Below are 17,966 nucleotides of genomic sequence, written 5' to 3' on the forward strand. Positions count from 1 at the left end.
CGCAGGCGACGTTGCCCTCCTCACATAGGAGCGGAGGGCTCTCGAAGCAACTCGCGGGCCGCCTTCAGCCGCGAAACGCCCAGCTGCGGATCGGCTGCCAGGGCCCATCGAGATAGTGCCAGGCGGCGAGTCCCTTGATGGCGAGCGGCCGAGGCCGGAATGTGGCGCGCAAATGCTGCTGGAGGCGGCGGGCGTCCTTCGGCTCGACCTTGTTCTGCACGGTGACGTGCGGACGCCATGGCGCCTGGTCCTGCGGCGTGAGGAGTCCGTAGAGCGCCTCGGCCACCTCCGCCCGCATCTCCTCCAGATCTTCGCTGTCGATCCGCAGCGCAGTGCCGGCGCCGAGATCCATGATGCCGGCCACTTCCGCGCGCGGCGGCGGACCGGCTGCGATCGCAGCGATGCGGCGGGAGAGTTCGCCCTCCACCGCCGGCGGGAGGTGGTGGAACAGGGTGAGGTGGGCGGGGACGCGATTGCGCTCCGGCGGGTAATGGGTGCGGCGCAGTTCCTGCAGCCAGCCATTGTCGCCGTCGCCGAACAATGCGGTGACGATGATCGGCGCGCCTGCCACTCCCGTCTCCCGGCGTTCGAAAAGCGCGGGGCTCTAGCAGCGGCGGCGCGCACCGGCAACGGCGACAAAGCCGAAAGCCGCCGCTATAGGGCCGCCCAACCCTGACAGGAAAATGGAGTCGTCAAATGCGCGTCGGCGTGCCCAAGGAGATCAAGGTCCATGAATATCGCGTCGGCCTGACGCCGGCGTCTATCGCCGAGCTTATCGCCGCCGGCCACGAAGTGATCGTCCAGACCCAGGCCGGGTCGGGCATCGACCTGACCGACCAGGATTATGTCGATGCGGGCGCGCGCATCGCCGCCGACGCCGCCGCGGTGTTCGCCGCGTCCGACATGATCGTGAAGGTGAAGGAGCCGCAGCAGAGCGAGATCGCCCTGCTCGAGCCGCGCCACACGCTCTTCACCTATCTCCATCTCGCCGCCGACAAGCCGCAGGCGGAGGGGCTGATGAAGTCCGGCGCCACCTGCATCGCCTATGAGACGGTGACGGCGAACGACCGCTCGCTCCCGCTGCTGCGGCCGATGTCGGAAGTCGCGGGCCGCATGTCGATCCAGGTCGGCGCCCACTATCTCGAAAAGGAGCAAGGCGGCCGCGGCATCCTGCTCGGCGGCGTTCCCGGCGTGCCGCCGGCGAAGGTCGCGATTCTGGGCGGCGGCGTGTCCGGCGTCAATGCGGCCCAGATGGCGGTCGGCATGCGCGCCGACGTCACCATCTACGACATTTCGAACGCCCGCCTGGCGGAGCTCGACATGTTCTTTTCGAGCCAGATCAAGACTGCTTATGCGTCGCGCGCGACCATCGCGAAGGCGGTGGCGGAATCGGAGCTGGTGATCGGCGCGGTGCTGGTGCCCGGCGCCGCTGCGCCGAAGCTGGTGACCCGCGATATGCTGAAGACGATGAAGCGCGGCTCGGTGCTCGTCGACATCGCCATCGACCAGGGCGGCTGCTTCGAAACCTCGCGCGCGACGACGCACGAAAATCCGGTCTACGAGGTGGACGGGATCATCCATTATTGCGTCGCGAACATGCCTGGCGCCGTCGCCCGCACGTCAGCCTTCGCGCTCAACAACGCCACCCTCCCCTTCGTTCTCAAGATCGCCAACCTCGGCGCGGACGCGGCGATGGCGGCGGACGCACACCTCGCAGCCGGCCTCAACGTCTCGGGCGGCAAGATCCGCCACCAAGCGGTGGCCGAGGCGCTCGATCTCCCCTTCGATCCCGCCTGAAGTAAGGGAACGGACACGGAACACATGCGTTGGTGGATAGATAGAAAATCCGCCAACGGAGTTCCCGTGACCGACACTGTGAAAAACCAGCCGCAGGGCAATGCGGAAAAGGACCCCGACGACTGGGTAACCGGCGACGAGGCCATGACCGGAGCGCAGGCGTCCTACCTGAAGACGCTGAGCGAAGAGGCCGGCGAGTCTTTCGATGAGGGCTTGTCGAAGGCCGAAGCGTCGAAGCGGATCGACGCGCTGCAGGAGAAGACCGGGCGCGGCATCGATCATTAGCCGGCGGCGGCCAGCGCGCCGCCGCTCCTGACCTCCCGCCCCCGCGACCGCGTGCGGCACCCGTGCTGCGGCCATGCTGCACTCGGGCTGGTGGCTCCCAAGCTTGATCTGAAGCGTGGCCGAACGGCAACAATCAGCGGGCTTCGAATGGGCGTGTCCCGAGTAAATATGACAATTGGCTTGCCGGTCGCCCGCGGCCCCTCCATTATCCCGCCCGCGTAACGGTCCCCGTTCGAAGGACCGGATTATGAACTGTGCTGGGGAGGCCGCGTGATGCGCGTCAAATCTATCGTCCTGTGCTCCGCTTCGACTCTGATGCTCGCGCTCACCGCCGCGCCCGCCATGGCCCAGACTCCGCCGCCGCCTCCGCCGGGCGGCGGCACCACCGGCGCCCCCGGCACGGACACCGCGACGCCCGGGGCTCCGGGCACCTCCGCCGAGCCGGCCGACGCTCCGGGCGAGGACAGCGCCATCGTCGTCACCGGCCTGCGCCGGTCGCTCCAATCGAGCCAGAATTTGCGCCGCAATTCGGAGCAGATCGTCGATGCCGTCGTCGCCGAGGATATCGGCAAGCTGCCCGACCTCAACACCGCCGAGACCGCCGCGCGGATTCCGGGCGTGCAGGTCTACCGGCAGGGGGGCGAGGCGCAGAACGTACTGGTCCGCGGCCTGCCCTACTACACCACTACCTATAACGGCCGGGAGATCTTCACCGCCGAAACGCGCGTGGTCGCTCTCCAGGATTTCCCCTCCGCGAACATCGCTGCGCTGGAGGTCTTCAAGACCTCGACCGCGGACCTCGTGGAGCCGGGCCTCGCCGGCCTGGTCAACGTCCGCTCGCGCCGGCCATTCGACTTCAGCGGCGCTCAGGTGGCGGGGTCGGTCTGGGAACTGCACACCGTTCAGGGCCATTCGGAGCTTCCGAATTTCAACCTGTTGGCGACCAATCGCTGGCAGACCGGCATCGGCGAGATCGGCGTGTTGATCAACGCCTCCTACGACCAGATGCGGTATCTCGATTCGGAAATCTCGAACACCGATTTCATCGCCGACCCGACCATCAACGGCCAGCACGTGCGGCTGCCTGATATCCAGCGGCTCTTTTACCGCTCCGGACATCGCGAGCGGCCGTCGGTCAACGCGTCCGTGCAATGGCGCCCGAGCCAGTCGCTTGAAATCTACGGCGAATTCCTGTGGCAGGGCTTCCGCAACCAGATCGACGACCGGCTGCTCGAAGAGCCGCTCTACGGCGGGCAATCCTACAGCAACCTGGTGTTCCGGCCCGGCACGAACCTGGTCAGCAGCGGCACCGTCACCAACCCCGGCGGCAACCTCTTCTCATTCCAGGGCGGCACCTACAACCGCACCGACACCTACCAATATGCTACCGGCTTCCGCTTCAACCAAGACCGCGTCCACATCACGGGCGACCTCGCCCGCACCACCTCGACGTTCCGCGGCTCCACTGAATCGCTCGACCGGATATTCCCGGGCGCGCGCACCGTCACGTTCAACCTCGAGCAGCCATCCTTCACGATCAGCGGAATCAATTTCAACGATCCGAAGGCCCAGACCTTCCAGGGGCTCTACGAGGAGAACCAGCTGTCCGCCGGCCAGGACTGGCAGGGTCGGCTCGATCTCCAATATGATTTCAACAGCAGCTTCCTGAAGAACTTCCAGCTCGGCGGGCGCTTCACCGACCGCGATTCGCAGCGGGAATTCGGCAGCCGCTATGGCTTCGAACTGCCGCTGGGCCTGAATGCCTCCACGCTTCCCGTCACGTTCGACGTGTTCCGGGGCGTGCCGGGCTCCAACGGCACGTACAATTTCGCAGCGCCGACCTATCAAAGCATCCGCGACAACCTCGTCGCGCTGCGTCAGTTCGAGATCACGAACTGCCCGGCCATCCTGCCGTCCGATCCGGGCAACGGCTGCCGAGGGTATACGACCGCTCCGGTCGTCGCCGGGCCGCAGTGGAACGCCCATGAGACGACCTGGGCCGGCTACGGCCAGCTCAACCTCGGCACCGACAATTTGACCGGCATCCTTGGCCTGCGCGTCAACCGGATCAACACCCGCGTGTCGGGACCGGTGCCGACCGGAATCCCGATCATCGACGCCGGCAGCGAGCATACGGTCTGGCTGCCGAATGCCAGCCTGCGGTGGCGGGTGGACCCGAAGTTCCAGGTTCGGCTCGCCTTCTCGAAGACCGAAACGCGGCCGGATTTCGGCCAGTTGGTCCCCGGGATCCAGCTGGGAGCACCTCCCTCGGGCGGCGTCGGCACCGACAACAATCCGCGCACCGGCTTTGGCGGCAATCCGTTCCTCACGCCCTACACGTCGTGGAATTATGACGGCAGCCTCGAATATTATTTCTCGCGCGCCGGGTTTGCCGCGCTGTCGCTGTTCCATCGCGATGTGAACGGCTTCATCCAGAATTCGACCTACCGCTTCACCGATCCGACGCTCGGCGTCGTGGAGATTACGGGACCCGTGAACACCGGCAAGGGCCGCATCACGGGCGCCGAATTCCAGGCGCAGACCTTCTTCGACTTCGGCTGGCTTCCCGACTGGCTGCATGGCTTTGGCGCGCAGGGGAACGTCACCTACGTCAAGGCGCGGGTCCAGCAGCCGAACGGCAGCGGCGGGCTCTCCTTCCTGCCGATCACCGACCAACTGAACGGCGTTTCGAAGTGGAATTGGTCGGTCGTCGGTATGTTCGAGCGCTACGGCCTGTCGGCGCGCCTGACCTATACCGGCCGCTCGAGCTTCGCGGCGAGCCGCCAATATCGCGGTGACGACATCTACCTCGAGACGGCGCATCCCGCGAACCGGCTCGACCTGTCGTTGAACTACAATGTCGGTGGCCACTTCACCATCTTCGGCGACTGGACCAACATTACCCGGTCGCGGTTCAGCCAGGACTTCAGCTCGGCGCGCGCGGGCGCGACGCGGGCCGATTACCTGCGCTACATTCGCTTCGACGAGACGACGTTGTCGCTCGGCCTGCGCTTCAAGTTCGGAAAGTAAGGGGCTCGGCAGCCGTCCTGCGGGGCGGCTGCCGTGCTTGTCCCCTTAGCGTTTGCTGGTCGGCTTCAGCCCGACGCCGATCACCGGCTTACCCTCCCGCCACAGCAACGGAGCGATGTAGAGCCAGCGGACCGGGTCCATGGGACGACAGGCCGAATTCGCCGACCAGGCGTGGAAGGCGATGAACCAGCGCTCGCCGACGTTGAAGACGGCCTGGTGACCCGGGCCGGAGAGGCATCCCTCGGGGCCTGAGAAGCTGTAGAGGAAGGGCTTGTCGCCCGCCTCCTTGCACGGGCCGGCGGGGCCGTCGCAGGCCGCGTAGCCGATCGAATAGGCCGACAGCTTCTGGTCGCGCTGCCAGGCGAAGTCGTTGCCCGAGAAGAACAGGAAATAGCCGGCCGCCGCGTGGATCATCGTTGGCGCCTCGATGAGGCCGCCTTCCCATTTCAGCCGGTCGCGCAGCAGCGACTTCGCCTCGCCGGCGACGCTGAGGCCGTCGGGCGCGAGCGGCTGCACCCACAGCTCCGTCGGCTTGCGGACGTTGGGGTTGTTCCCGTCATTCTTGAAATAGAGGTAGAGCTTCCCGTCCTGGTCGCGGAACGGGCTTGCGTCGATCGAGCCGCCGAGCGCCGGCTGGCAGACGAGCGGCTCCTCGGCCGTGGAGACGAACGGCCCCTGCGGACCCGCCGCCACCGCCGCGCCGACACACTGGATGTCGCGCTTGCGGCTGCGGGCCGTGAAATAGAGCACGTAGGTCGCGCCGAGGCGGATCACTTCGGGTGCCCAGGTGCTGCCCTTCTTCGCCCAGGGCGGCAGCTCCGGCATCGCGTCCAAGGCATGGCCTGGCCGGGCCGGATCGTCGGCCAAGGTCCAGTCGGCGAGGTTCTTCGAGACTGCCACAGGGACGTTCCCGCGCTCGTTGTTGGTCGAGTAAGCGTAGAAGGTATCGCCGGCGCGCAGGACGAACGGGTCCGGAAAATCGTGCTGGATGAGCGGCGCGAACAAGGGCTCGGCCGCTAATGCGGGCGCCGCGGCGGCAAGGCAGGCGACGAGGAAGATGCGCTTCATTGCGGCAAGCAGGGTCACGAGCGTCTCCGCCGGGCGGCCGCGCCGCCGGTTGTTTCGACCGACGTATTATCATACGAATGAACCCGCCATGACAAGCGGCGGGAAACACGCCGGAAGGGAGAGCCATGTGGAAGCTTGCGATCGGCCTTGCAGCGCTGGCGGGAGCCGCGATGAGCGGTGAAGCGAACGCCGCGGACGTGACCCGCGCCGCCTTCGGCACGCTTCCCGACGGGCGCTCGGTGGAGGCGATCACCCTCGCCAACCATAAGGGCATGCGCGCGACGATCATCACCTACGGCGCGTCGATCCAGACGGTGATCGTGCCGGACCGCGGCGGTCATGGCGCCGACGTGACGCTCGGCTATCCGACGATGCAAGGCTATCTCGAGCAGCCCCAATATTTCGGATCGACGGTCGGCCGGGTCGCCAACCGCATCGCGAAGGGGCAGTTCACGCTCGACGGCAAGAGCTACCAGGTGCCGGTGAACAACGGTCCCAATTCTCTCCACGGCGGCACCAAAGGCTTCGACAAGGTGCTGTGGATGGTCGCCGACACCCAGACCGGGCCGAGCGCGAGCGTAACCCTGCGCTACGTCAGCCCCGACGGGGAGATGGGCTACCCAGGCACCCTGACCGTCACCGCCACCTATGCGCTCGACGAGGCGAACAATCTCTCGGTCGATTACCGCGCCACGACGGACCGGACGACAATCGTCAACCTGTCCAACCATGCTTATTGGAACCTCGCCGGCGAAGGTTCGGTCGAAGGGGCGATGGGCCACCTCCTCACCATCCCCGCGGACCAGTATTCGCCGACCGACGCGACGGCCATCCCGACCGGCGAATTCCGGCCGGTGGCAGGGACGGTGTTCGATTTCCGCAAGCCCACGGCCGTGGGCCTCAGGGTCCGCGACGCCGCGGACCAGCAGATCGCCTTCGGCCGCGGCTACGATCATAATTGGGTGGTTGCGCGGGGGCTTGCGGCCCAGCCGCGGCTGCTCGCGCGGGCCGAGGAGCCGAAATCGGGGCGTGTGATGGAGGTGCTCTCAAACCAGCCCGGCCTCCAATTCTATTCGGGCAATTTCCTCGACGCGACGACGGTAGGCAAGGCTGGCAAGATCTACCGGATGGGCGACGCCATCGTGCTCGAGCCGCAGATGTTTCCCGACACGCCCAACCGGCCCGAGTTCGGCTCGATCCGGCTGGAGCCGGGCCAGACCTACCATAACCGCATCATCTGGCGCTTCTCGACCGTGCCGGGGCGCTGAGGAGGCCGCGCGATGAAGCTCCTCCGCCTCGCCGCCCTAGCCGCCCTCGCCGCCGCCCTCAGCGCGCCGCTTCCTGCTTACGCCTTCGCGCCGACCGAGGTCGCCCAGCCCAGCGGCGAGCGCTGGTCGGCGGCGCAGGCGAATGACTGGTATGCGCACCAGCGCTGGCTGACCGGTGCCAACTACATCCCCGCCGACGCGATCAACCAGCTGGAGATGTGGCAGGCGGACAGCTTCGACCTGGCGCAGATCGACAAGGAATTCGCCTGGGCCGAGAAATTCCGGATGAACACGATGCGCGTGTTCCTCCACGATCTCGCCTGGAAGCAGGACCCGGCGGGGTTCAAGCAGCGCATCGACCGGTTCCTCACCATCGCTGCGCGGCACGGCATCCGCCCGGTCTTCGTGCTGTTCGACAGCTGCTGGGACCCGGACCCCAAGCTCGGCCCGCAGCATCCGCCGATCCCCGGCGTCCACAATTCCGGTTGGGTGCAGAGCCCCGGCCGCGCCGACCTTCTCGACACGAGCAACGATGCCCGCTTCCGCGCCTATGTCGAGGATGTGGTGGGCTCGTTCGCGCGGGACCCGCGGGTGCTCGCCTGGGATCTGTGGAACGAGCCCGACAATCCCGGCGGCGGCAGCTACGAGGAACCGTCGGTGCAGAAGCGCGAGCTTAACCGCATCGAGCACCTCCTGCCGGAGATCTTCGCTTGGGCGCGCAGCCGACGGCCGGTCCAACCGCTGACCAGCGGCATCTGGTCCGGCAGCGACTGGACGCCCACGGCAAAGCTCAGCCCGATCCAGCGCACCCAGCTGACCCAATCGGACATCATCAGCTTCCACGATTATGGCTGGCCCGAGGAGTTCGAGGGCCGCGTTGCGCAGCTGCGCGGGTGGGGACGGCCGTTGCTGTGCACCGAGTGGATGGCGCGGGGTGCCGGATCGACGGTCGACACGATCCTGCCGATCGGCCGGCGCGAGGGCGTCGGCATGATCAACTGGGGCTTCGTTCAAGGGAAGATCCAGACCAACCTCCCCTGGGACAGCTGGGACCGCCCCTACACCCAGAAGCCGCCGACCATCTGGTTCCACGATTTGGTGAAGCCGGACGGGACGCCGTACCGGGCGCGGGAGATGGAGCTGTTCCGGAGCCTGAGGGACAAGTTGCCGCCGCGGTAGAGGCCGTCATGCCAGCGAAGGCTGGCATCCCACCGGGTGAAAGGCACCGTGTTCTTCACTCGCTGGGTCCCCAGCCTTCGCTGGTGCGACGTGGAAGCTCTACCCCCGCTTCTCCGCCTCGGCGATGAGGCCCATGACGTCGGCGATGATCGCCGCCATGGCGGCGTCGGCGGCGTAGGGGATGCCGCTCTCGATCGCTTTCAGCACCGCCTCGTGGGCGGGAAGACTGGCGGTGCGGCCGACGAATCGGTTGGTGAAGCGGATCGAGTGGCGCAGCGCCGTTTCGACGAGGTCGCGGAACTGCATGTAGAAGGGGTTGCCCGATGCGTTCAGCACCGCGATGTGAAAGGCGATGTCGGCGTCGAGCGTATCGTCCTCGCCCGCCTCGGCCGCCTGCATGCGGGCATAGCCGGCGTGGATGCCGGCGAGACCCGCAGGGTCCCTCCGCCGCGCCGCCAGCGCCGCAGCACCGGGCTCAATGGCGATGCGGAGCTCGCTGAAATGGCGCAGCAGGTCGAGCGAGAATTTGCGGTCGAGGAGCCAGCGCAGCACGTCGGCGTCGAACAGATTCCAGTGCGACGGCGGCTGCACCGACGTGCCCTTGCGCGGCCGCGCGGTGAGCAGGCCCTTCGCAGTCAGCATCTTCACCGCCTCGCGCGTCACCGAGCGGCTGACGCCGTGGCGGACGGCGAGCTCCGCCTCGGTTGGAAAGCGGGCCTTCTCGTAGGCGCCGGTGACGATCGCGCTGCCCAACTCGTCGAGCATGGAGAAGGTGAGGTTGCGCGACGCTGCGGCGCGCGTGCCGGCGCCTGGCTCCCTCCCCTGTCTCTCCCCGCTGGACATGCCGCTTTAATCCTATAATTCATTCGGGCGCGCGGCAATGCACCTGCGCGCGGGGAGGATGTCAGTGCAGCTCGCCACCATCGATATCGTCGTCATCGCCCTCTACGCGGTCGGCATTTTCGGCCTCGCGCAATATGTCAGCCGTGAGAAAGCCGGGCACCAGAAGAACACGTCGGATTATTTCCTTGCGTCCAAGAACCTGCCCTGGTGGGCGATCGGCGCCTCGCTCATCGCCGCCAACATCTCGGCCGAGCAGATCGTCGGCATGTCCGGCTCGGGCTACGCCATCGGCCTCGCCATCGCTTCCTATGAATGGATGGCCGCGGCGACGCTCTTGATCGTCGGCAAATTCTTCCTGCCGATCTTTTTGAAGAACGAGATTTACACGATGCCGCAATTCCTGCGGCGCCGGTACGGCACCTTGCTGCCGATCCTGATGGCGATCTTCTGGCTCGCCCTCTACGTTTTCGTGAACCTCACCTCGATCATCTGGCTCGGCTCGATCGCGGTGACCAAGGTGGCGGGCGTCGACCAGAATGTCGCCCTCGTCATGCTCGGCGCCTTCGCGCTTCTCTACCAGATCAAGGGCGGGCTGAAGGCGGTGGCGCTGACCGACATCGTCCAAGTCACCCTGCTCGTCCTCGGCGGCCTCGTCGTCGCCTTCCTGACGCTCGACAAGATCGGCGCCGGCGCTGGCGTCGTTGCGGGCTTCTCGAAGCTGATGCACAGCCACAACGACCATTTCCACATGATCCTGAACAAGGGCGATCCGCACTACGTGGACCTGCCCGGCCTCTCCGTGCTGGTCGGTGGGATGTGGATTGCGAATTTGAGCTATTGGGGGTTCAACCAGTACATCATCCAGCGGGCGCTGGCGGCGAAGAGCCTCGGCGAGGCGCAGAAGGGCGTGCTGTTCGCCGCGTTCCTCAAGCTCCTGATGCCGCTGATCATCGTGCTGCCCGGCATCGCCGCGGTGATGCTGGCGCCGAACCTCGCCAAGCCCGACGAAGCCTATCCGACGATGATGCACCTGTTGCCGAGCGGGCTCCTCGGGCTCGTCTTCGCGGCTTTGATCGCGGCGATCATCGCGTCGACGGCCTCCAAGATCAATTCGATCGCGACCATCTTTACCCTCGACCTCTATGCCCGCTTCCGCGGCGAGCGCACCCGCGCCGAGGACGATGCGGGCAAGAGCCAAAGGGAGGAGAAGCACCTCGTCCTCGTCGGACGCATCACGGCCATCATTGCCATCGTCATCGCCATCTTTGCCGCCCGGCCGCTGGTCGGAGCGTCGGAGCAGGCGTTCCAGTTCATCCAGGAATTCACGGGGTTCTTCACCCCGGGCATCACGATCATCTTCCTGCTCGGCCTGTTCTGGAAGCGCGCGAACGAGGCCGGCGCCTTCACTGCGGCAGTGGCCTCGGTCCTGCTCTCATGGGTGTTCAAACTCACTTGGGCGAGCCTGCCGTTCATGGACCGGATGGGCGTGGTGTTCCTGATCTCGCTGGCGCTGGCCGTGGTCGTCTCGCTGGTCACGCCGCAACGCGCGGGCGCCGACACGATCGACACGAAGAACGTCAGCTACAAGACGAGCACCGGCTTCAACGTCGGCGCGCTCGGCGTCGTGCTGATCCTCGTCGCACTCTACGCCACCTATTGGTGAGGACCCCTATGCCTCCCCATGAGCTGCGCTCATGGGGAGGGGGACCACCCGTAGGGTGGTGGAGGGGTTTTCCCAGGCACATCGCTCCCCGCAAATACCCCTCCCCCAGCTTCGCTGGTCCCCCTCCCCATCCTCTGGATGGGGAGGCAAGTTACCTGGCGGGGGCGCCGCCCATCGCCTTGTAGAGGTCGATTGCCGCGTCGAGGCGATCCTGCGCGGCGAGGGCGTGGGCGTCTTCCAAATCGAGCAGGCCGCGTTCGGCGTTGAGGACGGTCTGGAGATCGGCGGCGCCCTCGACATATTGGCGGCGGGCGAGGCGGGCGGTGGTGCGGGCGGCCTCGATCGTGTCGGCGAGCAGCGCCACCCGGCGCCGCGATTCCGAAAGAGCGTTGAGCGCGTCGGCGCCCTCGCGCGTCGCGGTGAGCAGGGCGGCGCGGTAGGTTTCGACGCTCTCCACCTGCTGGCCCGACGCGGTCATCAGGTTTCCGCGCAGCCGCCCGCCGCTGAAGATCGGCTGGAGGAGGCTGGCGCCGGCGGTCAGCACCGTCTGCAGCGGCCCGCCCAGAACGGCGCTCTCGCCGAGGGCGCGCGCTGAGATGTGGAGGCTCGGCAGGAAGGCGGCGCGGGCGCGGGCGACATCGCCTTCGGCGGCGCGGATATTGGCTTCGGCGGCCTTGATGTCGGGGCGGCGGACGAGAAGCTCGCCGGGCTGGACGGGCTGGAAATCGGGATAGGCGAAGGCGCCGAGGGTCACGTCGGGGAGGCGGAAGCGCGGCGCCTCCTCCCCGACCAGCACGGCCAGCGCATTCACTGCATGCGCGCGCGCCTCGGCCATTTGCGAGCGCTGCGTCTCGAGGCGCCGGACCTCGATTGTCTGCAGGCCGGAATCGACCTTGGTCGCCGCGCCTTCGCGGAGGCGCACGAGGATGATCCGCTCCAGTTCCCTCGCATTGTCGCGGGCGCGGTCGAGCACCGCGAGGCGATCGGTCAGGGCCGCCGTGAGGACGTAGGCGCGGGCGACTTCGCTCTCCACCGCAAGCTGCGTCGCATCGCGCTGGAAGGCGGCGGCGGCGAGCCTGGCGCGGGCGGAGCGCTTGCCGGCGCGGGCGCCGCCGAACAGGTCGATATCCCAGGCGATGTCGAGGCCGGGCGTGGCGTCGGTGCTGGTATGGCCGGCGGTGCGCAGGACATCGCCGCTGCCGGAGACGGAGACGGTCGGCAGGCTCGCCGAACGGGCGACGCCGAGCTGGCCCCGCGCCTGCACGATGCGGGCGCGGGCGACGGCGATGTCGGTATTGGCGGCCCGCGCCTGGGCGATCAGGCGGTCGAGTTCGGCGGAGCGGAAGGCGGACCAGCCGGTCTCCAGCGGCACGCCCCCGCGCGGCGCATCGGCGGCACCGGGGCCCCAGTCCGACGAGAGTACCGAGGGCGCGATGGCGAGCTCGGGGCGCGGCGCGGCGCAGGCGCTTGCGCACAGGGCAGCGATCAGGGCGGCGCGGGGCCTCAGGCTCGACATGCCCCTCCCCTACCGCCCGGCGGTTAACGAAGCGTGGTTCCCGCCGGTTTAACCTCGCTTTGAGGATTGGCGTCTAGGGCGATGCTCGACATGGCGACCAAGCTTTTCCGCGACGAGGCGATCGAGGCGGGCCGCGACCGGCTGACGGGCACGGTCGTCGCCGCGACGCCGCCCGGCTCACGCCTCTATACCGGCATCATCGCCGGCGTGGTGGTGGTGCTCGTCGCCCTCCTCTGCCTCGGCCAATATGCGACGCGGGTGACGGTGCGCGGCGTCATCGCCAATGGCGGCGGCATCGCGCGCGTCCATTCGCCGGCGCCTGGCGAGGTGGTCGAGCTTCACGTCGCCGAGGGCGCCATGGTGGCGCGCGGGCAGCCTTTGGTCACGGTCTCCCTCACCCAGGGCCGCGATGCGCACGGCGAAGGCATTGCCAGCCGCCTCGCCGAGATCGACCGCCAGGACCAGGAGCTGGCGCGCCAGCAGGGCCTCGCCTCCAGCCTCGGGTCGGCGGACACCGCCGCGCTCGACCGCCAGAAAGCGGGGCTCGTCGACTCGGTCAGCTCGATGGCGCGGCAGAAGGCGTTCGTCACCAGCCAGATCGCGCTGTCGCAGCGCGACACGGAGCGCAACATCCGGCTGGCGAAAGAAGGTGCCGGCACCCAGCGTCAGGTGGAGGAAAGCCGCCATGCCTTGCTCAACCTCCGCCTCGATCTCGAGAAGCTCGACGAACGGCTGATGACGCAGCGCGAGAGCCTGCGCCAGATCGACTCGCAGATCGCCGCGCGCCGCATCGGCTCCGAACAGTCGCAGTCGCAGGTGGCGGGCCAGCGCGCCGCGCTCGCCGAGCAGCGCGCCCAATTGCTTCGCCAGGACCGCCTCACCCTCACCGCGCCGGTCGCGGGCCGCATCGCCGACATCGGCGCCCGCCCCGGCCAGCATGCCGAGCCCGACAGCGCCCTCGTCAGCGTCGTCCCGGCCAGCCGCCGCGTCGAGATCGAGCTCTACGCCCCGTCGCGCGCCATCGGCTTCGTCAAGCCGGGCAGCGAAGTGCGGTTGCTGTTCGACGCTTTCCCCTACCAGAAATACGGCGCCGGCAAGGGCCATGTCACCTGGGTCTCAGACGTGCCGACCGACCCTGCCTCGCTCTCCAAGGATCTCGGCATTACCGAACCCGTCTTCCGCGTCCGCGTCGCGCTCGACGCGCCGCCGCAGCATGGCGACGCCGCCGCGCAGGCGATCCGGCCGGGCATGACCCTGCAGGCCAATCTTCTCCTCGAGCGCCGCCGCCTGTGGGAAGTGTTCCTCGACCCCGTGCTGAGGGCGCTGCGCGGATGAGCGCGATCGAAGGGCCCTGGCAGTCGCGGGCGCGGCCGATGCTGCAGTCGGAAGCCGCCGAGTGCGGCCTCGCCTGCGTGGCGATGGTGGCGGCCCATTACGGCCACCGCGTCAACATCGGCGGCCTCAGGCGCCGCTTCCCGATCTCGATGAAGGGCGCGACCCTTGCCGAGCTGATCAACGTCGCCTCCGAGCTCGAACTCTCGGCGCGCGCGCTGCGCTGCGAGCTGGACGAAGTCGGCCAGCTGCAGACGCCGGCGATCCTCCACTGGGACCTCAACCATTTCGTCGTCCTCGAGAAGGTCTCGCGCGGCAAGGCGACGTTGCTCGATCCGGCGAACGGCCGCCGCACTGTCGGCACCGAGGAGCTCTCCCGCCACTTCACCGGCGTCGCCCTCGAACTGACGCCCACCGCCGCGTTCAAGCCGATCGACCAGCGCGTCCGCACGCGCCTGGGCGACCTGTGGTCGAAGCTGGTCAATTACCGCAGCGCCTTCGTGCAGGTGGTGGCGCTGTCGCTGCTGCTCGAGGTCACCGCCCTCGCTTTGCCCTTCTTCATGCAGCTCACCGTCGACGAGGCGATCGGCCAGTCGGACGCCAATCTGCTCGGCCTGCTCGTGCTCGGCTTCGGCGTTGTCTTTGCGCTCAACGCCATCATCCAGGCGCTCCGCTCCTGGGTGGTGCTGACGCTCGGCCAATCCATCTCCTTCCAGCTCGCCGGCAACGTCTTCCGCCATCTGATGCGGCTGCCGATGAGCTATTTCGAAAGCCGCCACGTCGGCGACCTGATGTCGCGCCTCGGCTCCACCGGCCCCATTCAGTCGATCCTGGCGGAAGGCGTGGTGAGCGCGCTGGTCGACGCCGTGCTCGCTATCCTGACGCTGACCGTCATGGCCCTGATCAGCGTGCCGCTGATGCTGGTCGTGCTCACGGCGACCCTCATGTACATCGGCTTCCGCCTCGCCGTGTACCCGGCCATCCGCCGCCGCACCGAGGAGGAGATCGTCGCCCGCGCGTCGGAGGAAACCTACCTCATCGAGAGCATCCGGGCGATCCGCGCGATCAAGCTCCACGTCTCCGAGCCGATGCGCGAAAATGGCTGGCGCAACAAATATGCCGACGTCGTCTCCGCCGGTTACCGCAACCGCATCTACAAGATCGTCACCAAGCTCGCCGAGGGCCTGCTTCTCTCCGGCCAGTATCTCCTCGTCGTCTATCTCGGCGCCCTCTCCGTGATGGGCGACAAGATGACGGTCGGCCTGCTCCTCGCCTTCCTCGCCTACCGTTCCTCCTTCATGTCGAGCGGCACGGCGCTGATCGACCATTGGGAGCGGTGGCGGCTGATCTCGGTCCATCTCGAGCGCCTGTCGGACATCGTTGCCCAGCCCCGGGAGGAGATCCTCCCCGCCCGGCCGCGCAGCAATGTGCTGCCGCCGCCCGCGATCCGCGCCGAGAAGCTGGTCTTCGCCTACGACCGCAACGCGACGCCGGTGCTGAACGAAATGGATTTCGAGATCCCGGCCGGCAGCTACGTCGCGATCGTCGGCACCTCGGGCGCCGGCAAGACGACGCTGATGCGGATCATGCTCGGGCTCCTCAATCCGACCTCGGGCAAGCTGCTCATCGACGGCAAGCCGCTCACCCCGGCCACCACGTCGGAATGGCGGCTGCGCATCGCCGCGGTGCTGCAGGACGACCAGCTCCTCACTGGCACACTGGCCGACAACATCGCCTTTTTCGACGACCGGCCGGACGAGCAAAGGATCGAGACGGCGGCGCGGCTGGCCCGCATCCACGACACGATCGTCGACATGCCGATGGGCTACCAAAGCCTGATCGGCGACATGGGCGCGGCGCTCTCCTCCGGCCAGCGCCAGCGGGTGATGCTCGCCCGCGCGCTCTACCGCGACCCCGACGCCTTGTTCCTCGACGAAGGCACCGCCAATCTCGACGAGGAGAATGAGATGGCGATCGCCGACACGATCGCCTCGCTGCCGATCACCCGCATCGTCGTCTCGCACCGCCCGATCCTCGTCGAGCGTGCCGAAATCGTCCTGCGCCTCGCCGACGGCAAGCTCGAGCGTGCGCCGCACCCGGCGCCGGGCGGCTCCGGCGGCTCGGCCTGGGACCGCCTGCGGGAAATGGCGCCGGGGCTGCGGCGGCCGAGCTAAAGCTTCGGACCGTTCACTCGCGGTCCGTCATGCCGGACTTGATCCGGCATCCACCTCCTTCGCCGGGTGCCGCCGAAAAGAAGGTGGACCTCGGATCAAGTCCGGGGTGACGGTGGAGTGGTGACGGCGGAATGGCGAGATTTCCCAATTCTTGGTTCGCGATGCCGCACCGGGGGCCAGTTCCTTCGCACCCCCAATTGCTAAACCCCTGAGGAATCACCACCTTCTTCACTTGGCACGGCCTGTGCAGAGCAGTTCGCATGAAGCGGACACCTGGTCCGCCGCGCCACAGGAGTTAGGCAAATGCGATTCCCCAAGCCGTCCCTTCTCTTCCGCGACGACACCGTGCTTGGCGTCTGCGAGGCCCTCGGTCAGGATTTCGGCTTCAACCCCTTCTTCCTGCGCGCCGCGCTCGCCGCGTCTTTGCTGTGGAACCCGGTCGTGATCGTCAGCGGCTATGTCGCCGCCGCGATCGTCATCGGCCTCGTCCGCATCGCCTTCCCGGATCCGCGTACCGCCGACGTCGCCAGGACGGCGCCGGCGCCGGTCGCCGAGACGGTCGAAGCGCATCGCGAGCTCGAGCCGCAGCCCCTCGCGGCCTGATCGAGAGCTCCGCCGGGAGCCGTGCGACGGCTCACGCTCCCGGCGGCGGCTCTCTCAGGCGCCCTTGCCGGCCCGGCTCTTCATCAGCGGCTGGATCCGGGTGCCGAAAGCCTCCGTCCCCTCCAGGAAATCATCGAAGACCAGCAACACGCCGCCCGTGTTCGGCACCGTCGCCGCCTCGTCGAGCATGCGCGCGATGCTCTCGTAGGAGCCGACGAGGGTGCCCATGTTCAAATTCACCGCGCTTTCCCGGTCGGCGAGCTGGCGGACGTTGGTGGTGCTGGACGTCTTGTCCGCGGCGCCCTGCGCGCCAAGCCAGGCGACCGCCGCCTCGTCCACGCCCTCGCGGTAGGAAATCCACTTCTCCATCGCCTCGTCGTCCGTCTCGGCGGCGATCACCATGAACAGGGCGTAGATGCGCACGTCGCGCCCGGTCTTGGCCGTCGCCGCCAGCAGCCGCTCGTTGTTCGGCGCGAAGGCTTTGGGGGTGTTCACCCCCTTGCCGAGGCAGAAGGCGTAGTCGGCATATTGGGCGGAGAAAGCAAGGCCCTCGTCCGAGCTTCCCGCGCAGATGATCTTCATCTCGCCGGTCGGCAGCGGACGGACGCGGCAATCCTCCATCTGGTAATAATCGCCCTTGAAGTCCGAGACGCCGGTTTCCCACAGCTCGCGCAGGATGTGGGCGTACTCGCCGAGCATCTGGTAGCGGTTGCGGAAATGCTCGTCGCCCGGCCACAGCCCCATCTGGCTATATTCGGGGCGCTGCCAGCCGGTGATCAGGTTGAGCCCGAAGCGGCCGTGGCTGATCGAATCCACCGTGTTGCACATCCGCGCGCAGAAGGCCGGCGGGATCACCAGGGTCGGGCAGGTCGCGTAGATCCGGATCTTCTCGGTGACCGCGGCAAGCCCGGCCATCAGGGTGAAGCTTTCCAGATTATATTCCCAGAATTCGGTCTTGCCGCCGAAGCCGCGCAGCTTGATCATCGACAGCAGGAAATCGACGCCATAGCTCTCCGCCTTCTGGGCGATCTCCTTGTTGAGGTCGAAGCTCGGCATATATTGCGGCGAGTTTTCCGAGATCAGCCAGCCATTGTTGCCGATCGGCGTGAAGATACCGACTTCCATCATGATGCTCCTTTGAGACGTGCGCGGCCGAGCCAGTCGCGCAGGATGCGGTTGAAAATTTCGGCCTCGGTGATGTTGCAGGC

At 67.4% G+C, this 17,966-nt stretch carries 14 protein-coding genes; 9 read left to right on the forward strand and 5 right to left on the reverse strand.

Translation table 11 applies throughout. The features are described 5' to 3' along the window. Positions 1 to 64: 64 nt before the first annotated feature. Complete coding sequence (locus VGC56_RS14680; RefSeq protein WP_464126071.1) at positions 65 to 571, reverse strand: 2'-5' RNA ligase family protein; 507 nt, start codon at positions 569 to 571, stop codon at positions 65 to 67. A 125-nt stretch (positions 572 to 696) separates the two neighbouring features. On the opposite strand from VGC56_RS14680, the gene ald reads away from it, so the two are divergent. The 3 genes from ald (at position 697) to VGC56_RS14695 (ending at position 5,112) form a co-directional block, all read left to right on the forward strand. Continuing rightward, on the forward strand, positions 697 to 1,797 hold the full coding sequence (gene ald, locus VGC56_RS14685; RefSeq protein ID WP_464126073.1) for an alanine dehydrogenase: 1,101 nt from the start codon (positions 697 to 699) through the stop codon (positions 1,795 to 1,797). Positions 1,798 to 1,863: 66 nt separating this feature from the next. After that, the gene (locus VGC56_RS14690) at positions 1,864 to 2,082 is read left to right on the forward strand and encodes a DUF3072 domain-containing protein (RefSeq protein ID WP_464126074.1); all 219 of its coding nucleotides are present in this window, start codon (positions 1,864 to 1,866) and stop codon (positions 2,080 to 2,082) included. 273 nt (positions 2,083 to 2,355) lie between these two features. Then, entirely contained in the window at positions 2,356 to 5,112 is a 2,757-nt protein-coding gene (locus VGC56_RS14695) for a TonB-dependent receptor (protein ID WP_464126076.1), read from the forward strand. Between the two features lie 45 nt (positions 5,113 to 5,157). Here VGC56_RS14695 and VGC56_RS14700 read toward each other — a convergent pair whose 3' ends face one another. Then, entirely contained in the window at positions 5,158 to 6,198 is a 1,041-nt protein-coding gene (locus VGC56_RS14700; protein WP_464126078.1) for a glycoside hydrolase family 43 protein, read from the reverse strand. Positions 6,199 to 6,305: 107 nt separating this feature from the next. Between VGC56_RS14700 and VGC56_RS14705 the strand changes: the two genes are divergently transcribed. Beyond that, positions 6,306 to 7,448, forward strand: coding sequence for an aldose epimerase family protein (locus VGC56_RS14705; RefSeq protein ID WP_464126079.1), 1,143 nt, complete (start codon positions 6,306 to 6,308; stop codon positions 7,446 to 7,448). 12 nt (positions 7,449 to 7,460) lie between these two features. Next, positions 7,461 to 8,627, forward strand: coding sequence for a glycoside hydrolase 5 family protein (locus tag VGC56_RS14710; RefSeq protein ID WP_464126081.1), 1,167 nt, complete (start codon positions 7,461 to 7,463; stop codon positions 8,625 to 8,627). Positions 8,628 to 8,726: 99 nt separating this feature from the next. Here the strand turns inward: VGC56_RS14710 and VGC56_RS14715 are convergent, their stop codons facing one another. Beyond that, positions 8,727 to 9,392 (reverse strand): FadR/GntR family transcriptional regulator, encoded by a 666-nt coding sequence (locus tag VGC56_RS14715; RefSeq protein ID WP_464126083.1) that lies wholly within the window; start codon positions 9,390 to 9,392, stop codon positions 8,727 to 8,729. 142 nt (positions 9,393 to 9,534) lie between these two features. Between VGC56_RS14715 and VGC56_RS14720 the strand changes: the two genes are divergently transcribed. Then, positions 9,535 to 11,133: a sodium/sugar symporter gene (locus VGC56_RS14720; protein ID WP_464126085.1), complete on the forward strand. Its 1,599-nt coding sequence runs from the start codon at positions 9,535 to 9,537 to the stop codon at positions 11,131 to 11,133. A gap of 151 nt (positions 11,134 to 11,284) precedes the next feature. On the opposite strand, the gene VGC56_RS14725 is transcribed toward VGC56_RS14720, so the two are convergent. Further along, on the reverse strand, positions 11,285 to 12,649 hold the full coding sequence (locus tag VGC56_RS14725; protein WP_464126086.1) for an efflux transporter outer membrane subunit: 1,365 nt from the start codon (positions 12,647 to 12,649) through the stop codon (positions 11,285 to 11,287). 90 nt (positions 12,650 to 12,739) lie between these two features. On the opposite strand from VGC56_RS14725, the gene VGC56_RS14730 reads away from it, so the two are divergent. From VGC56_RS14730 to VGC56_RS14740, 3 genes are all read left to right on the forward strand, one after another. Then, complete coding sequence (locus VGC56_RS14730) at positions 12,740 to 13,984, forward strand: HlyD family secretion protein (RefSeq protein ID WP_464126088.1); 1,245 nt, start codon at positions 12,740 to 12,742, stop codon at positions 13,982 to 13,984. After that, the gene (locus VGC56_RS14735; RefSeq protein ID WP_464126090.1) at positions 13,981 to 16,155 is read left to right on the forward strand and encodes a peptidase domain-containing ABC transporter; all 2,175 of its coding nucleotides are present in this window, start codon (positions 13,981 to 13,983) and stop codon (positions 16,153 to 16,155) included. The genes VGC56_RS14730 and VGC56_RS14735 overlap by 4 nt, the downstream gene beginning before the upstream one ends. A 303-nt stretch (positions 16,156 to 16,458) precedes the next feature. Beyond that, positions 16,459 to 16,758 carry a PspC domain-containing protein gene (locus VGC56_RS14740; RefSeq protein ID WP_464126092.1) on the forward strand — a complete coding sequence of 100 codons (300 nt, stop codon included), beginning with the start codon at positions 16,459 to 16,461 and terminating at the stop codon, positions 16,756 to 16,758. A gap of 54 nt (positions 16,759 to 16,812) precedes the next feature. On the opposite strand, the gene rutA is transcribed toward VGC56_RS14740, so the two are convergent. After that, complete coding sequence (gene rutA / locus VGC56_RS14745; protein WP_464126093.1) at positions 16,813 to 17,883, reverse strand: pyrimidine utilization protein A; 1,071 nt, start codon at positions 17,881 to 17,883, stop codon at positions 16,813 to 16,815. Positions 17,884 to 17,966 lie beyond the last annotated feature (83 nt).

Origin of the sequence: Allosphingosinicella sp. (assembly GCF_036403745.1) — a bacterium.
Classification (GTDB): Bacteria; Pseudomonadota; Alphaproteobacteria; order Sphingomonadales; family Sphingomonadaceae; genus Allosphingosinicella.

Bases quoted from the DNA above. Each gene is read 5' to 3' on its own strand.
- VGC56_RS14715 (WP_464126083.1), bottom strand. From the start codon at position 9,392: ATGCTCGACGAGTTGGGCAGCGCGATCGTCACCGGCGCCTACGAGAAG.
- rutA (WP_464126093.1), bottom strand. From the start codon at position 17,883: ATGGAAGTCGGTATCTTCACGCCGATCGGCAACAATGGCTGGCTGATC.
- VGC56_RS14740 (WP_464126092.1), top strand. From the start codon at position 16,459: ATGCGATTCCCCAAGCCGTCCCTTCTCTTCCGCGACGACACCGTGCTT.
- VGC56_RS14735 (WP_464126090.1), top strand. From the start codon at position 13,981: ATGAGCGCGATCGAAGGGCCCTGGCAGTCGCGGGCGCGGCCGATGCTG.
- VGC56_RS14725 (WP_464126086.1), bottom strand. From the start codon at position 12,649: ATGTCGAGCCTGAGGCCCCGCGCCGCCCTGATCGCTGCCCTGTGCGCA.
- ald (WP_464126073.1), top strand. From the start codon at position 697: ATGCGCGTCGGCGTGCCCAAGGAGATCAAGGTCCATGAATATCGCGTC.
- VGC56_RS14705 (WP_464126079.1), top strand. From the start codon at position 6,306: ATGTGGAAGCTTGCGATCGGCCTTGCAGCGCTGGCGGGAGCCGCGATG.
- VGC56_RS14730 (WP_464126088.1), top strand. From the start codon at position 12,740: ATGGCGACCAAGCTTTTCCGCGACGAGGCGATCGAGGCGGGCCGCGAC.
- VGC56_RS14710 (WP_464126081.1), top strand. From the start codon at position 7,461: ATGAAGCTCCTCCGCCTCGCCGCCCTAGCCGCCCTCGCCGCCGCCCTC.
- VGC56_RS14695 (WP_464126076.1), top strand. From the start codon at position 2,356: ATGCGCGTCAAATCTATCGTCCTGTGCTCCGCTTCGACTCTGATGCTC.